The 25,268-nt window shown below is 42.7% G+C and carries 21 protein-coding genes; 3 read left to right on the plus strand and 18 right to left on the minus strand.

Annotated features, from left to right (window positions below; genetic code table 11):
* Positions 1 to 135: 135 nt before the first annotated feature.
* The 9 genes from IGJ26_RS14090 to metG all read right to left on the minus strand — a co-directional run bounded on the left by IGJ26_RS14090 (position 136) and on the right by metG (position 13,493).
* A complete protein-coding gene (locus IGJ26_RS14090) occupies positions 136 to 1,419 on the minus strand; it encodes an ABC transporter substrate-binding protein (protein ID WP_008379453.1) in 1,284 nt (427 codons plus the stop codon).
* Positions 1,420 to 1,435: 16 nt separating this feature from the next.
* The gene (locus tag IGJ26_RS14095) at positions 1,436 to 2,728 is read right to left on the minus strand and encodes an MBL fold metallo-hydrolase (RefSeq protein ID WP_008379452.1); all 1,293 of its coding nucleotides are present in this window, start codon (positions 2,726 to 2,728) and stop codon (positions 1,436 to 1,438) included.
* Complete coding sequence (locus tag IGJ26_RS14100) at positions 2,712 to 3,530, minus strand: carbohydrate ABC transporter permease (RefSeq protein ID WP_005228015.1); 819 nt, start codon at positions 3,528 to 3,530, stop codon at positions 2,712 to 2,714. Before IGJ26_RS14100 ends, IGJ26_RS14095 begins: the two co-directional genes overlap by 17 nt.
* Before the next feature lie 4 nt (positions 3,531 to 3,534).
* The gene (locus IGJ26_RS14105; protein ID WP_008379450.1) at positions 3,535 to 4,416 is read right to left on the minus strand and encodes a carbohydrate ABC transporter permease; all 882 of its coding nucleotides are present in this window, start codon (positions 4,414 to 4,416) and stop codon (positions 3,535 to 3,537) included.
* Positions 4,416 to 5,489, minus strand: a complete 1,074-nt coding sequence (locus IGJ26_RS14110; protein ID WP_005233711.1) for an ABC transporter ATP-binding protein — start codon at positions 5,487 to 5,489, stop codon at positions 4,416 to 4,418. Before IGJ26_RS14110 ends, IGJ26_RS14105 begins: the two co-directional genes overlap by 1 nt.
* A gap of 469 nt (positions 5,490 to 5,958) precedes the next feature.
* On the minus strand, positions 5,959 to 7,461 hold the full coding sequence (gene abc-f, locus IGJ26_RS14115) for a ribosomal protection-like ABC-F family protein (RefSeq protein ID WP_429966542.1): 1,503 nt from the start codon (positions 7,459 to 7,461) through the stop codon (positions 5,959 to 5,961).
* 484 nt (positions 7,462 to 7,945) lie between these two features.
* Positions 7,946 to 8,374: a hypothetical protein gene (locus IGJ26_RS14120; RefSeq protein WP_005228008.1), complete on the minus strand. Its 429-nt coding sequence runs from the start codon at positions 8,372 to 8,374 to the stop codon at positions 7,946 to 7,948.
* A gap of 171 nt (positions 8,375 to 8,545) precedes the next feature.
* Complete coding sequence (locus tag IGJ26_RS14125; protein WP_196043794.1) at positions 8,546 to 11,224, minus strand: cation-translocating P-type ATPase; 2,679 nt, start codon at positions 11,222 to 11,224, stop codon at positions 8,546 to 8,548.
* A gap of 262 nt (positions 11,225 to 11,486) precedes the next feature.
* Positions 11,487 to 13,493, minus strand: coding sequence for a methionine--tRNA ligase (metG, locus tag IGJ26_RS14130; RefSeq protein WP_429966541.1), 2,007 nt, complete (start codon positions 13,491 to 13,493; stop codon positions 11,487 to 11,489).
* Between the two features lie 356 nt (positions 13,494 to 13,849).
* Here metG and IGJ26_RS14135 point away from each other — a divergent pair, with 356 nt between their 5' ends.
* Together IGJ26_RS14135 and IGJ26_RS14140 are read left to right on the plus strand one after the other, a co-directional pair.
* On the plus strand, positions 13,850 to 14,125 hold the full coding sequence (locus IGJ26_RS14135; RefSeq protein WP_034872151.1) for a hypothetical protein: 276 nt from the start codon (positions 13,850 to 13,852) through the stop codon (positions 14,123 to 14,125).
* 50 nt (positions 14,126 to 14,175) lie between these two features.
* Positions 14,176 to 15,006 carry an NUDIX domain-containing protein gene (locus tag IGJ26_RS14140; RefSeq protein ID WP_005233702.1) on the plus strand — a complete coding sequence of 277 codons (831 nt, stop codon included), beginning with the start codon at positions 14,176 to 14,178 and terminating at the stop codon, positions 15,004 to 15,006.
* Between the two features lie 146 nt (positions 15,007 to 15,152).
* Here the strand turns inward: IGJ26_RS14140 and IGJ26_RS14145 are convergent, their stop codons facing one another.
* From IGJ26_RS14145 to opp3b, 5 genes are read right to left on the minus strand one after another with little or no spacing between them, the layout of a single operon-like run.
* A complete protein-coding gene (locus IGJ26_RS14145; protein ID WP_008379437.1) occupies positions 15,153 to 16,151 on the minus strand; it encodes an RNA-guided endonuclease TnpB family protein in 999 nt (332 codons plus the stop codon).
* A 30-nt stretch (positions 16,152 to 16,181) separates the two neighbouring features.
* Entirely contained in the window at positions 16,182 to 17,120 is a 939-nt protein-coding gene (locus IGJ26_RS14150; RefSeq protein ID WP_005233685.1) for an ABC transporter ATP-binding protein, read from the minus strand.
* Between the two features lie 14 nt (positions 17,121 to 17,134).
* Complete coding sequence (locus IGJ26_RS14155) at positions 17,135 to 18,187, minus strand: ABC transporter ATP-binding protein (protein ID WP_216593164.1); 1,053 nt, start codon at positions 18,185 to 18,187, stop codon at positions 17,135 to 17,137.
* Positions 18,187 to 19,230, minus strand: coding sequence for an ABC transporter permease (locus IGJ26_RS14160; RefSeq protein ID WP_005233683.1), 1,044 nt, complete (start codon positions 19,228 to 19,230; stop codon positions 18,187 to 18,189). The genes IGJ26_RS14155 and IGJ26_RS14160 overlap by 1 nt, the downstream gene beginning before the upstream one ends.
* Positions 19,230 to 20,171 (minus strand): oligopeptide ABC transporter permease, encoded by a 942-nt coding sequence (gene opp3b / locus IGJ26_RS14165; protein WP_005233681.1) that lies wholly within the window; start codon positions 20,169 to 20,171, stop codon positions 19,230 to 19,232. The genes IGJ26_RS14160 and opp3b overlap by 1 nt, the downstream gene beginning before the upstream one ends.
* A gap of 84 nt (positions 20,172 to 20,255) precedes the next feature.
* Here opp3b and IGJ26_RS14170 point away from each other — a divergent pair, with 84 nt between their 5' ends.
* Positions 20,256 to 20,591, plus strand: a complete 336-nt coding sequence (locus IGJ26_RS14170; RefSeq protein WP_005227990.1) for a DUF3899 domain-containing protein — start codon at positions 20,256 to 20,258, stop codon at positions 20,589 to 20,591.
* A 100-nt stretch (positions 20,592 to 20,691) separates the two neighbouring features.
* Here IGJ26_RS14170 and IGJ26_RS14175 read toward each other — a convergent pair whose 3' ends face one another.
* The 4 genes from IGJ26_RS14175 to IGJ26_RS14190 form a co-directional block, all read right to left on the minus strand.
* The gene (locus IGJ26_RS14175) at positions 20,692 to 22,353 is read right to left on the minus strand and encodes a peptide ABC transporter substrate-binding protein (protein WP_005233679.1); all 1,662 of its coding nucleotides are present in this window, start codon (positions 22,351 to 22,353) and stop codon (positions 20,692 to 20,694) included.
* Between the two features lie 441 nt (positions 22,354 to 22,794).
* Positions 22,795 to 23,442: a pyroglutamyl-peptidase I gene (pcp, locus tag IGJ26_RS14180; protein WP_430599700.1), complete on the minus strand. Its 648-nt coding sequence runs from the start codon at positions 23,440 to 23,442 to the stop codon at positions 22,795 to 22,797.
* A 30-nt stretch (positions 23,443 to 23,472) separates the two neighbouring features.
* Positions 23,473 to 24,393: a DUF979 domain-containing protein gene (locus tag IGJ26_RS14185; RefSeq protein ID WP_005233677.1), complete on the minus strand. Its 921-nt coding sequence runs from the start codon at positions 24,391 to 24,393 to the stop codon at positions 23,473 to 23,475.
* Entirely contained in the window at positions 24,394 to 25,077 is a 684-nt protein-coding gene (locus IGJ26_RS14190) for a DUF969 domain-containing protein (protein ID WP_005233676.1), read from the minus strand.
* Positions 25,078 to 25,268 lie beyond the last annotated feature (191 nt).

The following is a 25,268-nucleotide window of genomic DNA, read 5'->3' on the forward strand; positions in this document are numbered from 1 at the left end:
GCGCATAAGTCGAAAACCCTCGAAAGCCAGCAAATTCTGCTTCCTTGCGTCTTCAAACCTTATGATACAAACCCTTTGGTGTTTCATCTCAGGTGTTTCCCTGATTATACCCTATTTTGACGAAGAAATTCAGAATTATTGGTTCCAAGCATCTTCTAATTGTGGTTTTGCGTTTTCAATCAATTGATCGACATCTTGATCTGTATTAGACAAAATGTTTTCCATGATTGAGCGCATTTCATTGTAAGCAGGATCAGCATTTTCAATCACTGGGATCGAGAACAATTCTTTGGTTGCATCTTCTAATTTGGCAGCTACTTTTGTTTCAGGATTGTTTTTGTATTCATCGCTTTCCAAAACAGATTCAACAACTGGCATGTAGCCGGTATCGATCGCCCATGTTTTTTGCGCTTCTGGAGAAGTTAAGTATTTCATGTATTCAAAAGCAGCGGTGCGTTGCTCTGGTGTTGCGCTGTTGAACATGTACAAGTCAGTTCCTTGTTGCAAGTTGATTGGTTCTGGACGAGCTGCTACGTCATATTCAAATTTGCCTTCGGTATCTTTTTTAACAAAACCTTCCCCTGCGATTGAGCCGACATACATTGCGACTTGCTCGTTGGCAAATGGTCCAGACAAGTATTGATCAGAACCAGCGATTCGGAAGTAGCCCTCTTTGACACCATCCAGGTAGTAGTTGATGACTTCTTTTGATTCATCGCTGTCTAGTTGCAAGTCTTTGTCAAAATCAACACCTTGGTTTTTCATTGCGATGGCGTAGTAGTTGTTTAATGAGTCAAAACCAGCACCTACTACTTCACCGTTTGATTTTTCATAGATTTCTTGAGAAGCTTCTTTTAATTCTTCAAGGTTTGTCGGTACGTCAATACCATACTCGTCTAACATGTCTGCATTGTAGAACAGCATTTCTGTTGATTTGTTGAAAGGAATCCCGTATTGCACGCCGTCGATCTGCGCGCCTTCTAAAAGGGCACTGCGGATCTCTTCTTGGTCACCCCAACCGATAGTATCATCGTTGATGTATTCGCCAAGATCAACCAACATGTCATCTTGGGCAGCATTCCATAACCAACCAGGATATGCTTGGGTGATAGTTGGTAGATCTTTTGGTGAAGGCAAGGTTGAATTCACCTTTGCTTGTAGATCAGAGTAGCTGGATTGGTTTTGCAATTCGATCTTGATGTTTGGATTTTCGTCCATGAATTGCTCCGTCAATTTCGTCAATGATTCTTCTTGCGCGCCATTCATTGCATGCCAAAAGGTGACAGTCGTATCATCGCTTAGTTCTGTAACGATTTCATCACTTTCGGTAGAACCAGATGAATCGTTGTTGTTTCCACAAGCCCCTAATACCAATGTCGCGGCTGCAGCTGCTGCAAATGCAAGTTTCTTTGTTTTCATTTTTTCCTCTCCTCTATCACTCTAAAATAATTTTTTCACCGCGTTGCGGCAATATTCTTTCACCATACGGATTCACCAGATTTTCTGGTTTCAGCGTATGGATTGGAACCAATCGTTGGGGCTCGATCCATGCAATGATCTGATCTAAATCAGCTGGTTTCGCATGTCCCGAGTTTGGCAAACGGACAAATTCGATCTCCAGTGCTGCCAGTTGATCCAAAAAGACTTGATAAGCTGGATCAAAATCGCCTAACGGCTGCGCATCACTGTGAATATACAATCCACCTGTTTGCAAGTTTTCAAAATGCGCGACTACTTGCCAAAGGTACTGGCTCGTGTCGGCACATAATGCCTGATAAGAAATGGCGAAGGCTGGATCGAGAGTCGCTGGTACTTGATCATCGATCGTATAGAACGGTACATCTTTATTGAAAATTTCTTTCAACAAAGCAGCTTGCGTCGCCTCTAAAACAACCGTCCGCGGCGCGGCTTCAACAAGCGCCATAAAGCGCTCAACATTGGCTGGATAGCCATTGAAGGTAATTTGTCGTTGGGGATTTTCTTTGACCAAACGCACGAAGGTCTCAATCAATTCTGTTTCACTTTCCACCGTGATCGCTTTGGGGTCCGGTTCTCTTTCTGGGAAGCTGATGCTGACCCCTTCCATCATCAATAGATCCGTGTGTTTGGCTAATTGACAGAATTCTTTGGTACGCTCTGGATGATAGCCATGCAAACGCAAATCACCGGTATAAGCGATAAAATGATCCGGCGTGCGAATTAACAAGGCCGCCGCACCGTACGCATCATGATCGACTGGAATGATCTCGACTTCGATTTCCCCGATCCGAATCACATCATGGGGTTCTAAGCCGATCAATTCTCGGACAAAGCTTTTTTCCTCATGAGGAACGGGCAGCAAGAAGTCCCCTTTTTGATTCAACACTTCGAGGATCGCTTTGGTTTCCTTCAAGGTGTACATAGGAATATTTGGGTCTAAAAAGTTGATCATCTTGGAATGATCCAGATGGGCGTGGGAAAGAAAAACTGCTGTTTCTTGGTATTCTTTCGTTTCGCTTCCTTGGTACGTGTAGTCTAAGCGTGGATCGTAGACATTTTTCAGTTCTGGTATCCAGCGATGCGCAACTAACGTTTGTAATTCTTCATCTGGTAAGGGTGTTTCTGGATGATACTCCGAACCGAAATCAAAAAAGATATGGGCATCTTTGTACGCAACTTCGATGACGGTTCCTCCAATCGTTAAAATTCCGCTATGGAAGGTGATCGTTGTTTTATCCTTTGATGCCATCTTTAGCCACTCCTTTGATAATTTCTTTTCTAAAGATCAAGTAAATGATCAGAATTGGAATGACGGTCAAGGTCGCTGCCGCCATTTGTAAATGAACGTCACTGCCGCTTTCTGTGGTAAAGGCAGCCAATCCATTATTTAAGAGACGGTATTTTTTCTCATTCGTCACTAACAACGGCCATAAGAAAGAATTCCAGCTAGAGATGAACGTCAGAATCCCGACTGTCACCAAGGCTGGTTTAGACATGGGGATCAAAATTCGGCGGATATAAGCTAGGTCGCTGGCACCGTCAATTTTGGCTGCCTTATAAAAGGTATTAGAAATACTTTGTAAATAACCGTTTAAATAATAGATGTAAAAAATACTGGTCAGAAACGGAATGATCAAGGCACTATACGTATTCAATAAGCCCATTCGAGCAATCGTATTGTAATTGGTAAAGATGATGGATTCATAAGGAACCATCAGTAAGGAGATCATCAAACCAATCACGAGACGCTTGTATTTGAATTCAAGACTCGTTAATGCAAAAGCAGCTAAAATTGCCGTGATCAGCGTCGCTATGGTAGTGACCGCTGAAACAAAGACCGTATTGAAGAAGTAGCGTAAAAACGGTGCTCGGGTAAAGACTTCCCCGTAGTTGCTCCATTGGAAGGACTCTGGCATGATCGTCGGTGGAATACTGGTTGCTTCACTGTAGGTCATTAGCCCAGCTAAAATCATATAGACAAAGGGAAACAGCGTGATCACTGCTAAAATTGCTAAAAACAGCATCGAAACAATCGTGACAATTTTTTTCATTCGTTTATTCGCCCACTTTCTTCAAAAGTTTATTTTGGATAAAGGTGACGAGCAAAATAATGATAAACAAGATCACGGTTGCCGCCATTGCAATCCCCGGACGTCCGGCGATATGGAATTTGTCGTAGATATAAAAGACTGCTGTCGTGGCACTACGAGCGATCCCTGGCTGGCCGCCAAACAAAGCATATACTTGGGTATAAACTTTAAAGGCACTGATCAGATTGACCGTCAACAAGAAAGCAAAGGTCGGGATCAACTGCGGAAAGGTGATTTTCCGAAAAATTTCGCCATCGGTAGCGCCAAACATTTTTGCGATTTTATAATGTTCTTTGTCGATGTTGCGCATTCCTGCCAACAAGATAATAATGTTGAAGGCGAGGCTCGTCCAAACGCCGAAGATGATCAAGGTCGTCATACTCATGTTGACGTTATCTAGCCAGTTGACTGGCGCAATGCCGACAAGACCTAGCAGATAATTAATGATCCCGTAAGAGCCATTGAAAAAGTAACGAAACACGATCCCGATCGCAATCGTACTTGTGACATAGGGCATAAAGAAGATCGTTTCAAAAAAACTTTTGTATTTGACTTTTTCAAAAATGATCCAAGCAATCGCTAATGAGAGAATCAGCGAGATCGGCACGACCGCAAAAGCAAACAGTGCTGTGTTTTGCAGTGCTCGAAAGAATACGGGGTCCGTTAAAACCCTTTGATAGTTCTCAAGCCCAGCATACTGTTGGTTAATCAAGGTTCCTTTTTGGAAACTCATGATGAAAGAACGAAACAGCGGATACACACTGAATAAGAAAATAATGACCAATGAAGGCAGTAAAAACAGCCACGCCTTTGGTTGATTCTCAGGGTTATAATTTTTTTTGAACATTAGTAGACCCGCTCTCCTTTTTCATCAAAGATAAAGGCTTTTTTGTAATGAAAATCAAATGACACTTGCGCGCCTTCTTCAATGATCTCTTCAATACTAACGATCGATTTCATATGTTTAGCAGCCAGATCAAAGTTCAAGATTCGTTCTCGTCCGATCAGCTCCACACTCTTGATTTCTGTTTGGAACAACCCCGTTTGTAAGGTGGTCAGCACATCTTCTGGACGAATACCTAACGTATATTGGCCGTCTGTCAATGGTTTCTTGAAGCGAATGTCGGTAAAGCGGTCAACTGGGATCGTGAATGCTGGATGGATCATTTGTCCCTCTTTGACTTCTACTGGCAAGATGTTGATGATTGGATTACCAATGAATTTCGCTACGAAAAGATTGTTTGGTTCTAAGTAAAGGTTTTGCGGATCATCATTTTGTTGAATGATCCCTTCATTCATCAAAATAATCTTATCACTGATAGAAAGAGCTTCTTCTTGGTCATGAGTCACGAAGATCGTAGTGATTCCTACTTCTTTGACTAACCGACGAATTTCTTCACGGATCTTCAAGCGCAAACGGGCATCTAAGTTACTCAATGGTTCATCCAGCAGTAACACTTCTGGACTTTGCACCAAAGCACGAGTAATGGCGACCCGTTGCTGTTGTCCACCGGAAAGGGTTCCTGGTTTTTTCTGACTTAATTCTTCAATATTGGTCAGCTTCATGAACTTTTCAGCAATTTTCTGTGCTTCGTTTTTCTTGATTTTTTTCTCTCCGACTGTCAAGGGAAACATGACATTTTCTAACACAGTCATATGGGGATAAAGGGCATAGTTCTGAAAAACAAACCCGATATTGCGGTCTTTCGGCTCCGTCTTAACAACGGAAGTACCATTAAAGCGGATATCACCATCGGTGGGACTTAACAACCCCGCGATCAAATTCAATATCGTCGATTTCCCGCAACCACTAGGTCCCAACAAACAAACCAAATCGCCTTTTTCTATTGTAAAATCTACTGCTTTCAAGGCTTCGAACTTATTATCAAAAACCTTCTTCAACCCGACTACTTCTATCAAAACTGCCCCTCCATTTTCTCTTTTTCCTCCGAATAGTTGACTGGCATTTCAAGTCACAAAAAAAACGAACTCTTGATGTTTCGGTCAAACGCTCAAAGAAATTCGATTTTAATCATAACAAACGAATGTTTTTATTCGATACTATTATTGTAAATGTTTTGTAAAAACCAATGGGAATTATGAAAGAATTTTTAATTAATTTACCAAACAATGAGAAAACGATGAGTGATTCAAAGGGAATTCTACCCGCTAATCCCGAACATTTCGTCATTTTTCGAAAATTTTCATGAAAAAATGAATGAATTTTATCAAATATACATACCTGTGTATAATAACACTATTTTTACACAGTTTTTTTATCAAAAGCACCCTTATTAAATACTTACTAAAATCGTCAGTATCTCTCCGATTAAAATAACAAAAAAGGACGGTTTTCCCAAAGAAAACAATCGTCCTTTTTCCCCTTCAGTTATTCGACTTCATCGATCGTCAACGTCAGCAATTTCGTTGAGACTTGCTCAAGAAAATAACGGTCGTGTTCAATGATCAGCATAGAAGGCTCCACCAAATGGATTACTTCCTCTAATTGCTTCTGATTGAAGACATCCAAATAATTCAGCGGTTCATCCCAGATAAACAATTCTGCTGGTGTTGCTAATGATTTGGCTAGTTCCACGCGTTTACGCTGCCCCATGCTCATTTGCTGGATCGGCGTTTGAAAAACAGCTCTTTCCAAGCCAAGTTTTTTCAAATTATTTAGCAGATCTTGATAATTCAAGCCATGTTCTTGGGCAAACTCTGTCAGCATCCCACGGTTGTCCTCATAATTTTGCCGGACGTAACTAATAGTGATCCCGTGGGCTGTTTTGATTGTCCCTGTCTGCTGTCCATCGAAAGTACCTAAAATACTCGCAATCAAACTGGACTTGCCAGATCCGTTGGCCCCTTGAATCCCCAAGCGCTCTTTTTGACGGATCGCAAACGTCAGCGGTTTAAACAAAGGCTGCTCATAGCCGAGCTGAAAATGCTCTGCTTCCAGCAACACGTCATGATGGCTAACAAGCGGGGTCATTTTCAGAGGATCGATCCACTCAATGTCTTTTAACAACGCAGACTTGTCTTGAATTTGATCTTCCATCCGTTTAACGATCGCTTTCGAGCGCTTCATGGTCCGTGCCGCTCGGGCACCGATCGCCCCCGTATCATAGATTGCCCCACTGCCTTTTTTGGTCGGCGACCCTAATTTGTCCCGTTCGCGTCCTCGGGACCACTCCGCTTTCTCGGCTGCCGTCTGCTTCAAACGACCGATTTCTTTTTTCAACTTGCTGTTTTGTTCTTGCTCATAGGCATCTTTTTGCTGCTTTTGCAGTTCATAAACTGAATAATTCCCTTTGTACAACACCAAGCGGCTTTTTTCGATCGCCAATACATGATCGACGACTTCATCGACAAACTGTCGATCATGGCTCACAACGATAAACCCGGTTTTTTGCTGCAAATAGCGGGCAACATGTTGGCGAGCGGTCACATCCAAATGGTTGGTTGGCTCATCGATCAAAGCAAAATTCTCTTCATCAACGAACAAACGCGCCAATAGAACTTTCGTTTGCTCGCCGCCAGATAAAGTGGCAAAGGGCCGCCAAAGAACTTCTGGATCAAGTTGCAGCAGGTTCAATTCTCGTTCCAAACGCCACTGCTCAAATTCACCTGATTCTTGTAAAACAAAAAGCGTCAGTTGCTGATCGTCAGCGACGGTTAAGGGAAAATAAACGAATTGCTGCTCATGGGTAATCGAGCCGCTATACGGCAATTCATTGAGCAGCAAACGCAGCAAGGTCGTTTTGCCGCGACCATTTCTGCCAATCAACCCTAATTTCCATTGAGTATCAAGGTTCAAGTTGGCATCCTCAAAAAGCAACCGTTCCTGGCTATCAAAGCCAAAAGTTAAATGATTAATACTGATATTCGACATAAATATACCTCGTCTCTATTCACGGAATAGAGTAGACTAAAGCTATTTTCAGAATCAGTTTTTAGAGGTACACAAAAAGATCCCCCATTGAAAAAGTCAACCAATCCTGAAAATCTGCAGACTATCCCCTTGGAGGAACAGTTTCATGCAGCTTTCAACAAATTGGTTAATTTTTCAATGGAGGATCCCTCATTTCGTTTAATAGTGCCCTAAGTATAGCATTGATCGACAAAAAAGCGCAAGCTTGCTATTCCTTGCTATTTCAACTTTATATTTTGTTCACAAACTATCCCCGCTTTTGATGGAAACACTTCATTAAAAAACAAAAAAAACCATCAGGTTGGTTAGTCCTGATGGCAAAAGGAGTAAAATGAAAAATAAAAAGGTTGTTGGTTGTGAATTCATTATACCTCCGATAAAAAAACTTTACATGTGAAAAACATAACAGTTAAATTGAATAACTCTTGTTTAACTTGAATGTTTATCATTTTTTTAACAATAAAGCGGTCATCCGTTGGATAGCAAAAGAAATTTCGTCCGTTGCTTCATCTTGCTTAGCTTCAGCTGCATCAAAGGCTTCTTGGTCGATTTTGTTATCCAGACTCAAAATCATCTCATCACAGCCGGCAACATATTTCATATACGCTCGCTCGAATTTTTTATGGATCCCCATCACATTCGCTGGTGGACGCAATTTGCTGATTTTTTCAAGCATCAAGCGGTATTTGTCCGTGCCTTCTTTAAAAATTCTGGTAATCTCAGCTAGCCGCTCAGGTGTTACCTCTGCTTCTTTCTTCTCGTCGATCGCTTTGCGGATCTCTTCATAATTGGGATTCATTTTCTCCCCGATTGCTTCTGTTTCTTTGACAAGATCGTTGATTGTTTGTACATAAAAACCTAAGTTTGGTCGCACAGTGGGTCCCCTACTTTCTTTGTTATTATCTTCTATTTTACCGTTTCTTGCTGCAAATGAAAAGGTCAAGAAACAGCCATAGGGTTTATCGAAAATAAGCCAGCAAAAAAAGGCCTGCTGCCCATGGAGAAGGACAGCAGACCATTCGTTGTTTTTCTGTTTATTTTTGGCTTATTTGCGTCCCATTGCTCGTTGGATCGCTTTGACGATCTCAACGACTGGAATGATCGCAAAGGAGGCGCCTAAAACGATGCCCCATTGATACAAGTCAAGGTGTGCGACACGGAAGATATCATTCAATCCTGGCACAATGAAGATCACTAGCATCAATGCAAAGGAAAGTAGGATCGCCCAGTTGAAGGCTTTGTTTCTAAATGCTCCTACTTTAAAGAGCGACTGATGGATCGATTTGACGTTGAATGCATGGAACAATTGCATCAATCCTAACGTGGCAAAGGCCATCGTTAAGGCATCGGCATGGATCGCATCGTACGTATTGTGAACGGGCCATTGGATCGCTGACCAATAAACGAACAGCACGGTTGCTGCTTCTAAGATCCCTTGGTAGATGATACTGCTCATCACACCACCGGAGAAGAAGTTGGAACTGCGTCCCCGCGGTGCATGTTTCATTAGATCTTTTTCAGCAGGCTCCATTCCTAAGGCAATTGCTGGGAAGGTATCGGTTACTAGGTTGATCCAAAGCAAGTGGATCGGCAATAGCGAGTCCCAACCCCACAAGGTTGCTAAGAACAAGGTCAAAACTTCCCCTAGGTTAGCGGCTAGCAAGTATTGAATCGCTTTTTGAATATTGGAGAAGACTTTACGTCCTTCTTCCACTGCTACGACGATCGTAGCAAAGTTGTCATCTGCTAGGACCATATCGGAAGCACCTTTAGAAACTTCGGTACCCGTAATCCCCATACCTACCCCAATATCTGCTTGTTTCAAGGATGGTGCATCATTGACCCCGTCACCAGTCATGGCAACGACTTTGCCTTCTTGCTGCCAAGCTTTGACGATGCGGACTTTATGTTCCGGCGATACCCGCGCATAGACTGAATAGTGGGCTACCTTTTGGGCAAACTCTTCTTCGCTCATTTTATTGAGTTCAGCGCCGGTCAAGACAGCATCATCATCGCCCGGTTTGATGATCCCTAAACGTCCCGCAATGGCTTCAGCTGTATCCCGGTGGTCTCCGGTGATCATGATTGGACGAATCCCAGCTTCTTTGGCTAAACGTACCGCATCGGCTGCTTCTGCTCGTTCTGGGTCAATCATTCCGACTAAGCCAGCAAAGACCAAATCATTTTCGACGATTTCTGATTCTAAGTTTTCTGGCACTTGATCTACGTATTTGTAGGCCATTCCCAATACCCGCAGCGCTTGTTTTGCCATATCGGTATTGTTGAATAAGATTTTTTCTTTTTCTTCATTCGTCATTGGTAGCTCTTGGCCATCCAATAGTACTTTTGAGGTTCTGCCTAGTAAGACATCCGGTGCACCTTTGACAGCAACTAAATAGCGGCCGTCTTCTTGTTGGTGGATCGTACTCATAAGTTTTCGGTCAGAATCAAAGGGCAGATCCGCTACCCGTGGTTCTTGATTGACGAGATCCCGCACATGGAATCCTTGATCCATCCCGAATTGCACCAATGCGGTCTCGGTCGGATCACCGATCAAGTTGCCTTCTTCACCAAATTTTGTATCATTGGCAAAGTTCATGACTTTTAATGCCATGTTGTCTAACGGAATATCTTCTGAAGCAGAATGTTGTTTGCTATTGACATACAATTTTTCCACGGTCATTTGATTCAACGTCAAAGTACCAGTTTTATCAGAAGCGATAATATCGGTTGCCCCAAGGGTTTCAACCGCTGGTAATTTACGGATCACTGCATTTCGTTTCGCCATTACTTGCGTACCTAAGGCTAAGATGATCGTTACGATCGCTGGCAGCCCTTCTGGGATCGCCGCTACTGCTAATGAGATCGAAGTCAATAGCATGTCGACCCATGACGTATTGTTAAAGATCGTTCCAACAAAGAACATGATCACTGCAATGATAATGATGGCGATCGTCAGGAATTTTCCTAGTTCATTTAAGTTACGTTTCAATGGTGTTTCGGTTTCTTGGGCGCTAGCTAGCATGCCAGCGATTTTCCCAACTTCGGTTCCCATTCCTGTATTGACCACGACCCCTTTTCCGCGGCCATAGGTCACATTACTGTTTGAATAGGCCATATTGACGCGATCGCCGATCCCGACATCCGTCCCTTCGATGACAGTCAATTCTTTTTCGACTGGTACGGATTCACCGGTCAAAGCGGCTTCTTCAATTTTTAACGAACTTGCTTCTAAGAGGCGTAAATCTGCCGGTACGACATCGCCAGCTTCTAATAGGACAATATCCCCCGGAACCAATTCATCGCTCTTGATGGTAACGGTATGACCATTACGCAGGACATTGGCATTTGGTGTGGACATTTCTCTTAGTGCTTCGATGGCCTGCTCTGCCTTTGCCTCTTGAACAACACCCATGATCGCGTTGATAATGACAACTGCTAAAATAATAATTGAGTCCACGACTTCATGGGAAACGACTGCTGAGATAATTGCCGCCGCTAGCAAAACGATGATCATCAAATCTTTAAATTGCTCAAAGAATTTTTGTGCCATCGATTTCTTTTTGCCTTCTTCTAATTCGTTGGGACCATACTCAGATAAGCGTTTTTGCGCTTCATCGTTCGTTAATCCATTGGCATCTGTTTGCATTTCTTCCAGAACATGCTGCGCTTCTTGCGCATAAAACGCCTGCGATAGCTGCTCCTTTTTGTTTTCTTCTGACATGTTTCTCCTCCTTTTATACTTACTCTTCCTTTATTGTACATGATATGAAAAAAAATAGACTTATGTATGCACTGTCTAAGCATACATAAGTCTCACTGTTTAAGACAGCACCAGAAATTTCTTTCAGGATGGTGATACTGCCGCAGATAAAATCCGCCAATTACTCCCTCATGTTCATATCAATAACCTACATTATACAAAAACTTTTCGGGTCTGGCAATTTTATTTTCGCTGAAATTCAACAAAGAATTTCTCTTAAAAATCAAGCGATGACCGAGCCGTTTGGCATGCCTTTTGGCGCTTCCACGATTTGCAGACGACCATCATTGTCTTCTGCAGAAAGGATCATTCCTTGGCTGACTTGCCCCCGCATTTTCCGTGGTTTCAAGTTGGCAACGATCACGACTTTTTTGCCGATCAAATCTTGTGGTTCTGGATAAAATTCAGCAATCCCCGATAAAATTTGACGATCTTGATCATCTCCCGCAGCTAAGCGGAATTGTAGCAGCTTGTCGGCCCCTTTGACTTTTTGACAATCAACGACTTCTGCCACTTTTAATTCGATCTTGTCGAAGTCTTCGTATTTGATCTCGGCTTTGCCTGATTGCAATGTGGTTTCTTCTGGATTCCATTTGACTGTTTCTTCTGGACTTTGTGTCCCTTCAGCCATTTTCTTTTGGATGTAGGCTACTTCTGTTTCAAGTTCCAACCGAGGGAAAATCGGTGTGCCTTTGGCAACGACTTTCGTGCCACTTGGAAATTCACCAAAGCGTAAATCTTTCAGATCCATGGCAACAGAAGCCAGTCCTAATTGTTGGAAAATGTTGGCTGGTGTTTCTGTCATCACCGGTTGCAATAAGATCGCAACGATGCGTAAGCTTTCCGCCAAATGAACCATCACACTGTTTAATTCCGCGCGCTTTTCTTCTTCTTTGGCTAACACCCATGGTTGGGTTTCGTCAATGTATTTGTTGGCACGGGAAATCAATGTCCAAACTTCTGACAATGCCGTACTGAATTCCATTTTATCCATGGCTTCATGGTAACGACCAACCACATTGGCCGCAGTCGTTGACAGCTCGCTATCAAAAGGCGTTACTTTTGAGGCATAATCGGGCACTAAGCCATCACAATATTTATTGATCATGGCGATCGTCCGATTCAGCAGGTTGCCTAAGTCGTTGGCTAGATCGTAGTTCAAACGAGAAACGAAATCTTCTGGTGTAAACACACCATCGCTACCAAAAGGAACCGCCCGTAATAGATAGTAACGCAACGCATCTAAGCTGTAGCGCTCCACTAACATTTCTGGATAAACGACATTGCCTTTTGATTTCGACATCTTGCCGTCTTTCATCATCAACCAGCCATGACCAAAGATTTTTTTCGGTAAGGGCAAGTCTAAGGCCATCAGCATGATTGGCCAATAGATCGTATGGAAACGCACGATTTCTTTCCCAACCATATGCACGTCAGCTGGCCAGTATTTTTGGAACAAGGAATCGTCCTCTGAGCCATAGCCTAATGCCGTAATATAGTTAGATAACGCATCGATCCAAACATACACCACGTGTTCAGGACTAGCCGTGACAGGAATGCCCCATTTAAAGGTCGTTCTGGAAACAGCCAGGTCTTCTAAACCTGGTTTGATGAAGTTATTCAGCATTTCATTTTTGCGTGATTCTGGTTGAATGAACTCTGGATGTTCATCATAGTATTGAACCAAACGATCGGCGTATTTGCTCATGCGGAAGAAATAAGAAGATTCCTTCACCAATTCTACCTCATGACCGCTTGGCGCTTTGCCGCCGATGACTTTGCCCTCTTCATCTCGGTAAACTTCTGCTAATTGCGTTTCAGTAAAGTATTCTTCATCAGAAACAGAATACCAGCCTTCATATTCACCAAGATAGATATCTCCTTGATCAAGCAATTGCTGGAAGATTTTTTGAACGGCTGTTTTATGGTAGTCATCCGTTGTACGGATAAATTTGTCATAACTGATGTCTAGTGTGTTCCATAATTTCTTGACGTCAGCTGCCATTTTGTCGACGTATTCTTGCGGATCTACGCCAAGTTCTTCTGCTTTTTTCTCGATTTTTTGACCGTGCTCATCGACACCCGTTAAATAAAAGACATCAAAGCCCATCAATCGTTTGTATCGTGCTACCGCATCACAAGCGATCGTCGTGTAAGAATTCCCGATATGCAGCTTGCCGCTTGGATAATAAATTGGCGTCGTAATATAGAATGTTTCTTTTTCAGCCATGGACGCAAGTCCTCCTTTTCACTAGTAAAGTGTATACTTAGGTAGTATACAGTTCGCAACCCAAAAATGCTATAAATTTAATCAAAAAAGCGGACATAATAAGACCTTTCTTCATGCTCTAAAAGAAGCAAAGGAATCGTTTTCGTCCTTAAAACGCAGCAAATAAACCAGCAGATTTGAGTATTTCTTTTCTACTAGTTATCATAGCGCAGATAGCCGTTCACTTCAATGTTCTAGGGGAAGAATCTGATCCTGACAACGAATCTCATAAGAAATAAAGGTGTTTTATCTCTCTTTGATTAACAGGTACTTCTTTTGCTATAATGAGGAAGACTTCTCTTATAGAAAGGAACGCTATGACTCGAAAAAACAAACAGCATTTTTTGCTTTTAACCGCGCTTTCTGTGGGGCACTTGCTCTTTTCAACCACAGGTTACCCCTTTTTGTTTGCTTACTTCAACAGCCATGATTACGCGGCGCTTTTTGCGACAGCGCTGGCAATCCTACGGGTAGCTTTTCTGCTATGGATCGCTCTTTGGGGCTATTTAGCACTCAAAGAACACCCTCGGTCTTCTTGGCTTTATCTCGCACTGTTTTTCATTAATTTGATCGTTCCTTATTTTTTCCGTTAAGGAAAACCATCGCGCTCAGTTACTTACTTTATCTAAGGCAGGAGAAACCAATGAAAGAATTTACCTCAAAATCAGCTGAAAAACACTACTATGAGAAAGAAGCTTCTGAAGCAGACTTTCTTACGTGGTATCAGGCACAAGATCAGCCGAAATACGAGAAACCCTCCGTAACCGTCGATATGGTGTTGATGTGTTACAACAAAGAAGAAGAACAACTCAAAATTGCGCTGATCCAAAGAAAAGGCCATCCCTTCCGCAATTCTTGGGCATTGCCGGGGGGCTTCGTCAATCCGAATGAATCGACAGGTCAAAGTGTGATCCGTGAGACCCAAGAAGAGATCGGGGTCACTATCTCCAAACAAAACATCGAACAGCTGCACACCTTCAGCACCCCTGGTCGTGATCCACGTGGGTGGGTAATCACCGTCAGCTATTTGGCATTTATTGGTGAAGAGCCCTTAAGTGCTGGGGACGATGCGAATCAGGTACGCTGGTTTTCTCTGGAAAGAAAAGCCAATCAAATCTATTTGACCAGCGGTGAGATCGAGATCATTCTTGACCTGGTGACTGGTGCCTCTGTTGGAAAAGATACGCTGGCTTTTGACCACAGCGCGATCATTCTCAAAGCCTTCAAACGGGTTGCCAATAAGATGGAGCACGAGCCGCAAGTGCTTCTTGTGTTAGGCAAAGACTTTACGATCACGGAAGCCCGTAAAGTATTCGCCAAGTTTTTAGGGATCGATTTTAAAATGATCGATCATTCCAACTTTAAAAAATCCATGCTTCAATATTTTACGGAGGTCGGCGAAAAGCCCGTTGGCATCGGGCGTCCCTCAAAGATCTATCGCTTAAATGACGCATTTTTAGGTGATAAAATGTAAAAAAAATACAACCCCCTGCTAAACCATAGTTTGGCAGGGGGTTGCTGGTTAATCATAATTAGTGAACGTGGTTCCTAGAAACAAAAATCATAAAGATTTTTTCTATACCCTAGGCGATCCCTGGCGTTCCTTCCAGTTCAAGCAGATCAGCTGCTCATTTCGCCTGAGAGCCGCTCTAGCTTCTGTTGGTCCTGCGTGTCCAACGTGACAAAACGCAGTTCTTTGCCGTACCACTGCGCTTTGTACTGGATTTTGCGAACAAACTGATGCCAATCGCTGATGCTGTAATGACCGGCTTTTAGAACCGTTTCTTCAGCAATTTGTTCCAAATAGATTGTATCGTACTGTTTTACGAGATGATAACTGACTTGATCGATGAATTCCCGCTTTTGACAGCAGTGAAAACGATAGAGGCGAGCGACTTTTCCTTTTAGCTTCTGATAATTTCGTGCCTGAGTCAAAAGGATTTTTTTCCGTTTGACCGCCGTAGCTTTCACCTGAAGTTTGCGTTCTGCTCGTGTCAGCTTCTGTTTTGTTTGGATCGCATGCTCACAAGTGACCGGTACCGATTGGTTGGCTTTGATCAGCTGCTGCGGATCATAAACAACCGCGATAGACGCTTGCTGTTTCGGGAGTGGTGTGATCTCTTCCAAACAAAGAATCGAGATATAAAACTCTTCATTGTTTTTCGCTGAGATCGTTGCCGATTTGATTTTCCCTTTGATCTCCCGATGCTTTTTTACTGGAACCAGTGTTTTGAGCTTTGGCAGCTTGATTTGATCCTCTTCAAAGTAAATGGTGTGCTGCTGATTATTCGTAGTATACGATTGCCAAATACTTTTTTTGGTTTTCATTTTTGGAAAGCCAGCCCGCTTTTGAAAGTAATTTCGAAACGCTCGGTCCAGATTCCTTTGTGCATTCGCCAATGCCAAACTATCGGTCTCCTTCAAAAAAGGATACTCCTTTTTTAGTTTGGCTGGCGTCAACCCTTGCTTTGCTTCATTGTTGGCCAGCTCCTCCATCTTCGCCTCCAGCAGTTGATTGTACGTAAACCGAACACAGCCGAAGGTTTCGATGAAAAACTGTTTTTGCTGTCCATTAGGATAGATCCGAAATTTGTATGCTTTTAAAACACCCAGTTTCATCTCCTCCTAACACTCCCTATACCTTTGACGCTAGTTCCCCTTTTTTTGTGCTAACTTTTCTTGGTAGATCTTGGCTTCTTGTTTCGTGGCATAAACGAAATGTCCTGGTGCGATCTCTTCCATTGCTCGTTCTTGGTTATCGTTTGGTTCGCTGACGTATTTGATCCGTTTGCGTTGACGCTCATGGTCAGGATCTGGCAGCGGAATCGCTGATAAAAGACTTTCAGTATACGGATGGACCCCGTAATGATAGATTTCATCACTGGTTCCTACTTCTAGCAGTTTGCCGTTGTGCATCACGCCGATCCGATCGCTGATGTGTTTGACCATCGATAAATCATGGGCGATAAACAAGTACGTCAATTTATGTTCTTCTTGCAGATCTTGCAGCAAGTTGACAACTTGGGCTTGGATCGAAACATCCAATGCCGAGATCGGTTCATCACAAATGATGAATTTTGGATCGACGGCTAATGCTCGGGCGATTCCGATCCGCTGACGTTGTCCCCCTGAAAATTCATGAGGATAACGGGTTCCATGACTTGGGTTTAGTCCGACGGTTCGCAAGAGTTCATCCACCCGATCATTGCGTTCTTTTTCATTTTTAGCTAATCCGTTGATATCGATCCCTTCGGCAATAATGTCGCGAACTTTCATCCGTGGATTCAAGGAGGCATAAGGATCTTGGAAGACCATTTGAACTTCCCGGCGAAAATCAGCCAGCGGTTTCTTGCCTTTGATTTTCATAACATCTTGTCCATCAAAAAGAACTTCGCCTCCGGTAGGATTATTCAAACGAATCACCGTCCGTCCAGTGGTCGATTTTCCGCTTCCGGATTCACCTACTAGACCAAAGGTTTCTCCTTCATAGATTTGGAAGGAGATATCATCGACGGCTTTGACTTCGTCTTTGCGGCCAACGTTAAAATATTGTTTGAGATTCTTTACTTCAAGTAAAACTTTTTCCAACCGTTTCTCCTCCTTTAGACAGATGCCTGAGTATTTTTTTCTTGGAATTTTTTCCAGCGAATCAAGATCTCATCCGGCGGAGTTACCTTCGGTGCTTGCGGCGCTAACAGCCAAGTTGCTGCTTTGTGGGTCGGTGAAACATCAAAGAACGGCGGTTGCTGTTCTGCATCGATCTGCAAAGCAAATTCGTTTCGTGGATAAAAAGCGTCCCCGGTTGGCGGGTCCAACAGATCCGGCGGTGAACCAGGAATCGCGTACAAACGATCGCCTGTCCCTTCTAACGTTGGCATCGAACCCAACAAGCCCCAGGTGTATGGATGTTGCGGGTTGTAGAAGATTTCTTCTGCGGTGCCCACTTCGACGATTTTCCCACCATACATCACGGCTACTCGGTCAGCCACATTGGCAACGACACCCAAGTCATGGGTGATAAAGACGATGGACGAATTGATTTTCTTCTGAATATCTTTTAATAACTCTAAGATCTGTGCTTGGATCGTTACATCCAATGCAGTCGTCGGTTCATCTGCAATTAAGATCTGTGGGTAACAGATCAGCGCGATCGCAATAACGATCCGCTGCCGCTGACCACCCGAAAATTGATGCGGATAATTTTTCAAGCGTTTCTCAGCATTCGGGATGCCGACAAGGTTCAGTAATTCCAACGCTTGTCGCAAGCCCTCTTTTTTACTGATTTTGTTGTGCTTCATCAATGACTCTGCCACTTGCTTGCCAATCGGCATCGTTGGGTCTAGTGAAGTCATTGGATCTTGGAAAATCATGGCGATTTCCTTGCCACGGATTTTTTGCAGTTCTTTTTCGGATTTTTTCAAAATGTCCGTCCCATTGAAGAGGATCTGGCCATTATCGACATTGGCATTGCTGGCTAACAACCCCATGATACTGCGGGTTGTCACGGACTTGCCGCTCCCGGATTCGCCCACGATCGCCAAGGTTTCTCCTTTGTATAGATCGAAACTGACATCGCGGATTGCTTGGACTTTCCCAGCAAAGGTGTCAAAAGAAATTTCTAAGTTTTTCACTTCTAAGACTTTTTTCATAGCAATCACTCTTTCATTTTCGGATCAAAGGCATCACGCAAACCGTCTGCCAGCAAATTGAACCCAATCATAATCACAGACAAGGTCACAGCCGGTACCCACATTTGGTAAGGCAGGAACAAGAAGGTTTTGTAGCCATCGCTTAGTAGCATCCCTAAAGATGCTGAAGGTGGTTTTAATCCTAGCCCAATAAAGCTTAGGAAGGCCTCGAAGAAAATCGCCGAGGGAATACTGAACATCATTTGTACGATGATCACGCTGGAAATATTTGGTAATACGTGTTTCATCGCAATCTTGAGACGGCTTTCCCCCAGCGTTGTTGCGGCTAAAACGAATTCCTGATCTTTTAGTTTCATTGTTTGGGCCCGTACGATCCGCGCCATTGGAATCCAGTTAGTGATCGCCATTGCTGCCACGATCGAGAAGATCCCAGGTTCGAAAACTACCAGCATTAAGATCATTACCACTAAGTTGGGAATACCTGATAAGATTTCTAGGAAACGTTGCATCACATTATCGATTCGTCCACCTAAAAGACCAGAGATCAAACCATAGGTTACACCAAAGATGATATCTAGCATCGCTGCGATAAACGCAATCAATAAGGAGATACGTGTCCCTACAAATAGACGACTCAATAAGTCACGACCTAATCCATCCGTTCCTAAAAGGAAATATGTCCCGTCAGGTACATTGGCAGCTGCATACTTATCTACTAGCTCGCCTCCCACCATCGCATAGCCGTTTAAGCCATTGATGTTGATACCGGGAATTTTCGGCGGCAGATTTGTAAAGGTCACATTTTGCGCGGTCGGATCATGTGGCGAGACAAAAATGGTAATGATTGAGATCGTAATAATGATCAGCAACAAAACGATTGAGAAAACAGCGGCTTTGTTCTTTTTCAAACGACGCCACGAATCTTGGAAAAAGGTTAATGAGGGGGTTGCGATCGCTTCACGCTCTTCATTGGTATTTTTTTGTAACGGTTGAAATTTGGCTGCATCGATGGCAGCAACATCATTTGCTGTGTAAGGTTTCTCTGCCATTAGCCACGACTCCCTTCTGAAACTCGGATCCGCGGATCAACGATTCCATATAAAATATCAACAACAAGAATCACAAAGACCAACATTGCGGAATAAAGGATCGTTACCGCCATGATCGTCGGATAGTCATTGGTCATGATTGATTTTACGAACTGTTCACCGATACCCGGGATCGCAAAAATATTTTCTACGACAAGGGAACCAGTCATCAAACCGACAGCTAGCGGTCCTAACAACGTCAATAACGGAATCAAACTATTCCGCAAACCGTGCTTGAAGGCAATTTCCCAGCGGCTCAACCCTTTTGCTCGTGCCAACTCGACATAATCACTATGCAGCACTTCCACCATCTCGGTTCGAATAAACCTAGCGGAATCCGCTAACGGCGACATCGCTAAGGCGACGGTCGGTAAGATCGTGCTGGCAAAGGTCTCCCACTTTGCAATCGGCAAGATCCCTAGTTTGATGGCAAAAATATATTGCAGCAAAACGGCAAAGACAAAGTTAGGGATCGAACGCCCTAAGATCGCCACTAAGGTAGACGTTGTGTCGACCCAAGTATTTTGTTTCATTGCAGAGATCGTTCCTAAAATGATCCCAAAGAAGGTACCAAAGATGATCGCTTGTAGTCCTAGTTGCAGTGAAGGTCCGATTCTTCCTGATAATAAATTCGCTACTGGCTGGTTTTTAAATTGGAAAGAGATCCCAAAGTCACCTTTTAGTAGATTGGTCAAATAAAGCCAATATTGGGTAATGATCGGTTTGTCCAATCCTGCTTGCTCATTTAGCAAGGCAATTTGTTCTGGACTTAATTTTTCAGCATTCGTATATGGTGTTCCTGGCAAAAATTGCATCAAGAAAAAGGTGATCGTGGCAATCAGCCATAATGTTAAGACCATGTAGAACACTCGTTTCAATAAATATTTCAAAAAGCTGTTCACGCAGTTTCCCCCTTAAGTATTTTGACTTCTATTCAATAATTATGTAAATTAACATAGTACGAATCATTAAAAAGGAGTCAAATCATGAAAATAAAAAAAAGTAGTGGGCTCATACCCCTCCTATGCCTCGCAATTTCTGGCGGATGGTTAGCCATAAAAAATGAATTTTCCATAGCAGCTCTTTCAGATGCCCTTTTCTTGTGGGCGCTGTTCTTTTTGATCATTGGCGGTTTTTTATGGGTATTTGCTTCTGGTTTCTTTGACCATTTTCAATATTCCATGAAGAAAGCTTTTTCCAAAAATAAAACAGATTATCTGAAATTATCCCAAGTCGGCAAACAGAGTTACGCCTTTTGGTTATGGCCTGGTGTCTTCTTGTTATTCCTTTCATTGCTCTTTTTAATGATTGCTACTAGTTAATTTCACTCTTATATTTTTACTCATTGAAATGAGAAGCAAAAGGCTGAGACAAGAAATTGTCTCAGCCTTTTCTTCGGCATTTCAAGTCAACTACTCGTGATTATTCGATTGATGTCCACTTGTAGTCGTATTGTGCGCCCGCTGCGTGAGCAACAACACCTTTGACTTTTGTTGCACGTAAATGTGCTTCCGCTTTTTGATAAACTGGAATGACACCTTGTTCATTCATAATGATTTTTTCTGCATTGACTAAATCTTCCCAACGTTTGTCAGGGTCATTGGCATTGGTCGTACCTGCTGCTTTTACAGCTGCATCGTATTCTTCACTGCTCCATTGACCACGGTTGTATGAGTTACCTGTCGTAAACAAGTCAGTAAAGCTACTTGCATCGGCATAGTCAGCACCCCAACCGCCCATTACTGTATCAAAATCACCCGCATTTGAACGATCCAAACGAACAGAGAATGGAACTGGACTTAACGTGACTTTCACACCGTCCAATGTTTTTTCGATCGTGTCTTGCAAGTACTCAATGATTTTCTTGGTTGAGTCTGTATCAGAAGCTAAGATATCAAATTCTAATGAATCGATTCCTAATTCTTCTTTGGCTTTTTCCCAATATTCTTTTGCTTTCTCTTGATCGTAGCTAATGACGCTGCCAGCTGCTTCTGTGAAGTCTGTATGATCGCCAGGACTGAAAGTCATGCCTTCCGGAACCAAACCACTTGAAGCAATTGAACCATCACCTAAGATTGATGTTACTAAGGCATCACGGTCGATCGCATAAGAGATTGCTTTACGCAAGTTTTCGTTACGGAAAGGTGAATCTTCATCACGTTGATTCAATTCTAAGTAAGAAGTCGTTGCTTCTGGTTGAGAAACGAATGCTTCGTCGTTAGCCATCTGTTGCGCCAGTTCACCTGTTAGGATGACATCATCTGCTTGACCATCTTGGAAAAGATTCAAGGCAGTTGAGGATTCTTTCACGACGCTTACGTTGATCGTTTGTAATTTAACAGTGTCTTTGTCCCAATACTGATCGTTCTTTTCATAAGCCCATTCTGTATCCGTTCCTGGCCCATCAAAACCAGTCAGGACAAATGGTCCATTATAAACGGCATTGTCGCTTGTTGATGCATATTGATCGCCATTTTCTTCCACTACTTTTTGATTTTGTGGGAAGAATGATGGGAATGCTAATAAGTAATCAAAGTAAGGTGTTGCTTTTTCTAGGGTGATTTCTAATTCATAATCCCCCACTGCTTTGATGCCTAGCTCTGATGGATCCGTATCGCCAGCTGTGATGGCATCCGCATTTTTGACTGGTGAAAATAGATACGCGTATTCTGATGCAGTTTCAGGTTTGACCGTCCGTTGCCAGCCATAAACATAATCCGCTGCTGTAACAGGGTCACCATTTGACCATTTCGCATCTTCACGCAATTTGATCTTGTAAGTTAGTCCATCCTCGCTGACTTCAGCTGCTTCAGCTGCACCAGCAGGTTGTGGTGTGCTGTCAGCATCCAAACGATACAGTCCTTCATATACATTGTTCAATGCACTGAAGCTGATCGTATCGGTTGCTAATGAAAGATCCGCACTTGGCATTTCTTGTGAAACCACTACGTTAAATACTTGTTCTGCGTTGCTATCGCCGCTAGTTGCTGTGTCATTGCTTGAACTATTTGTTCCGCCTGTTGTACAGCCGGCTAACACCACGCCACACACAGCTACTAAACCATAGGCCCATTTATTTTTCATCCTGTCCTACCCCTTAATTGAATTAATTTTCAGAATAATCATTCGATTTCTGAAGTTAGATAAGATTTTAATTAATAATTATTAAAAAAGCAATCCCTTTTTCGATAAAAAACACCTTTGGAAGAAAGTTTTCTTGGTATTTACTTACCTTACTCTCATCAAACATTCGTTAAATGCTATTTTTCCTTTCTTTATTTATAAGAAATAAAGCGAAAAAAATAATAAAAAAACATGGTTAAATGTAACTTACATTCATTTTCTGTCTGCTTTTTTCATTTCAGTCATCAAAATGAGAAATGTCTGATAGAAAAGCAAACATGCAGAAAACAAGGATGATTTCTTATCAAATTCAGACAAAAAAGACCTGATCGCATGCTTACTGATCAGGTCTTTTCATTTTAAGAACTTTTGTTTTGTCCTCGAAAGGATGTCCTTCAATGATTAATGGATCGCGCCGCCAATCGCTTTTAAATCTTCTTTGTCGGCATAATCAACGATAGCTTCCACTGCTGCAGTTAATCCTTTGGCGATGTCTTCGATGCTCATTGCAGGCTGTCCTACTTTATCGACGACTTGCTGAGGAATAAATGGCACGTGAATAAAACCGCCTTTCATTTCAGGGTATTTTGTATCGATCATGTATTGTACTTGATACATGATGTGGTTGCAGACGAAGGTTCCAGCAGTATTAGAAACGGCTGCAGGTATTCCTGCTTTTTTCATATTTTCTACCATTGCTTTGATTGGCAGTTGTGTGAAGTAGGCAGGCTTTCCTTCTGTTTGGATCGCTTCATCGACGGGTTGATTGCCTTCATTATCAGGAATCCGGGCATCATCCACATTGATTGCCACTCGTTCTGGTGAGATGGCAAACCGGCCGCCCGCTTGACCGATGTTTAAGACGACATCTGGGTGGACCTCTTCAATTTTCTCTTCGACGATCGCCGCTGATTTCCCAAATACAGTGGGGATCTCTGCTTTCACGATCTGTGCACCATGAATTGTATCTGGCAGTAATTTCACTGCTTCTAAGGCAGGATTGATTGCTTCTCCGCCAAATGGATCAAATCCGGTAATTAATAGTTTCATTTCCATCATCCTTCCATCTCTGTTTTACCACTAAAATGCCCAAAAGTACATTAAAGCGATGTGGATCACTAACAATAATAAAGCAATTGGGGCTTGTGCTTTAATGACACCATTAGGGTCTTTCATCTCTAACAAAGCCACTGGCAGTGCATTGAAATTGGCTGCCATCGGGGTCAGCAACGTGCCGCAAAAACCAGCGGTCATTGCTAAAGCACCAGCAACAACTGGATCGCCGCCTTGCGCCATTACGAAAGGTACGCCAATACCGGCAGTTATAACGGTAAATGCTGCAAAGCCATTTCCCATGATCATAGTAAAGATCATCATTCCTAAACAGTAAGCCACGACACCGATAAAACGATTGCCTTCTGGCACGACGCCAGAGATTCCTTGAGAAATCACATCACCAACACCAGCAGCGTTAAAAATGACACCTAGTGCTGCTAATAACTGCGGCAAGATACCGGCAGTTCCGACTTGGCGAAGCATCCGGTCGGAATCGTCTAACACTGTTTTTGGTTTAGCGGAAGTTAGCACGACTGCCAACAAGAGTGCTAAGATCGACGCGATCCCGATCCCCACTTGGCCCCCTAATGGTGTATAAGAAATCACCACAGCGATCAATGCCAAGCTGATACATGGTACGAAGATCGTACTACCGATCCGTTTTGCTGACGCTTCGGCTTTTTCATCATCAACATCGACGATTTTACCGATCTGTACTTGTTTGAAGAAGGTCAAACAGCCCATCAAAACGATCAAAATTCCGTCCACAAGATACGGCAAAAAATTTCCGAAAGCAAAGACGACCCCTAGCAGTAACCAAAAGGCAGAGGTGCCTAATCGTGTAGGATGGTCTGCTTCACGAAAAACCCGGACAGCCGTCATGATCGACAGCAGCCCAATCAAGATATAAAAGAATTCTAGTAATCCGTTAACGATTCCTTCCATCTATTTCTCCTCCTTCTTGCCATATTTTTTTGCTAATTTGCGATCAAAGAGCAAGTTCGATAACGTGGCAATAACTAAGACGATCAATGCGATCGGCAATGATGCTTGAGCGATCGAACTAGCTGCCACATCATATCCAAGTGATTGCAACGTTCCTACGATCAACAGCACACCAGAAGCAGCCACGAAGGTATTTTGCGCAAAGAAATTCCCGAAATTTTCATTAGCGGCAGCCCGAGCTTTGATTTTTTCCTGATCTTTTTCATCCAGTTCCCCAAATTTATTTTCCCCAGCAGCTTGCGCCATCGGGTTAACGATTGGGCGGATAAATTGCGTATGTCCTTGGATCCGAATAGAGAAAAAGCCAGCAAGTTCCCGAATAAATAAGTACAAACTCAAAAACTTCCCTGGTGTCAAGCCTTTGATTTTTTCAATCAATATGACGGCCTGCTGTTTCAAGCCAAAACGTTCCGACAAGCCGACCATTGGTAATGTCAACAAGAACAGTGTAACGAGTCGATTATTGACAAACGCTTCTCCTAACATTGTTAAAAAATCAACAACAGAAATTCCCGATACAAGCGCGGTGACAAAACCAGCAACGATTACGACAGCAATAGTATCTAGCTTCAGCAAAAAGCCGACTAAAATAACTAGAATACCAATTAATTTAATCCATTCCATCAAATCATCCTTTCACAGTAAGTTATTTTTAATGAATACCAGCTTTTAGTATAATCTATTTTTTTCTTGTAAAACAATGTTTTTTGAATTTTCTTTACAGGAATACGCTTTCTTTAAGGCGTTTTTTAATTGCTTAGATAATAAAAAACCAAAAGAAGAACTGCGCTTGTGCAGTCCTTCTTTTGGTTTTT

It is taken from the genome of Enterococcus sp. AZ095a, assembly GCF_050546735.1.
Lineage (GTDB): Bacteria > Bacillota > Bacilli > Lactobacillales > Enterococcaceae > Enterococcus_D > Enterococcus_D entomosocium.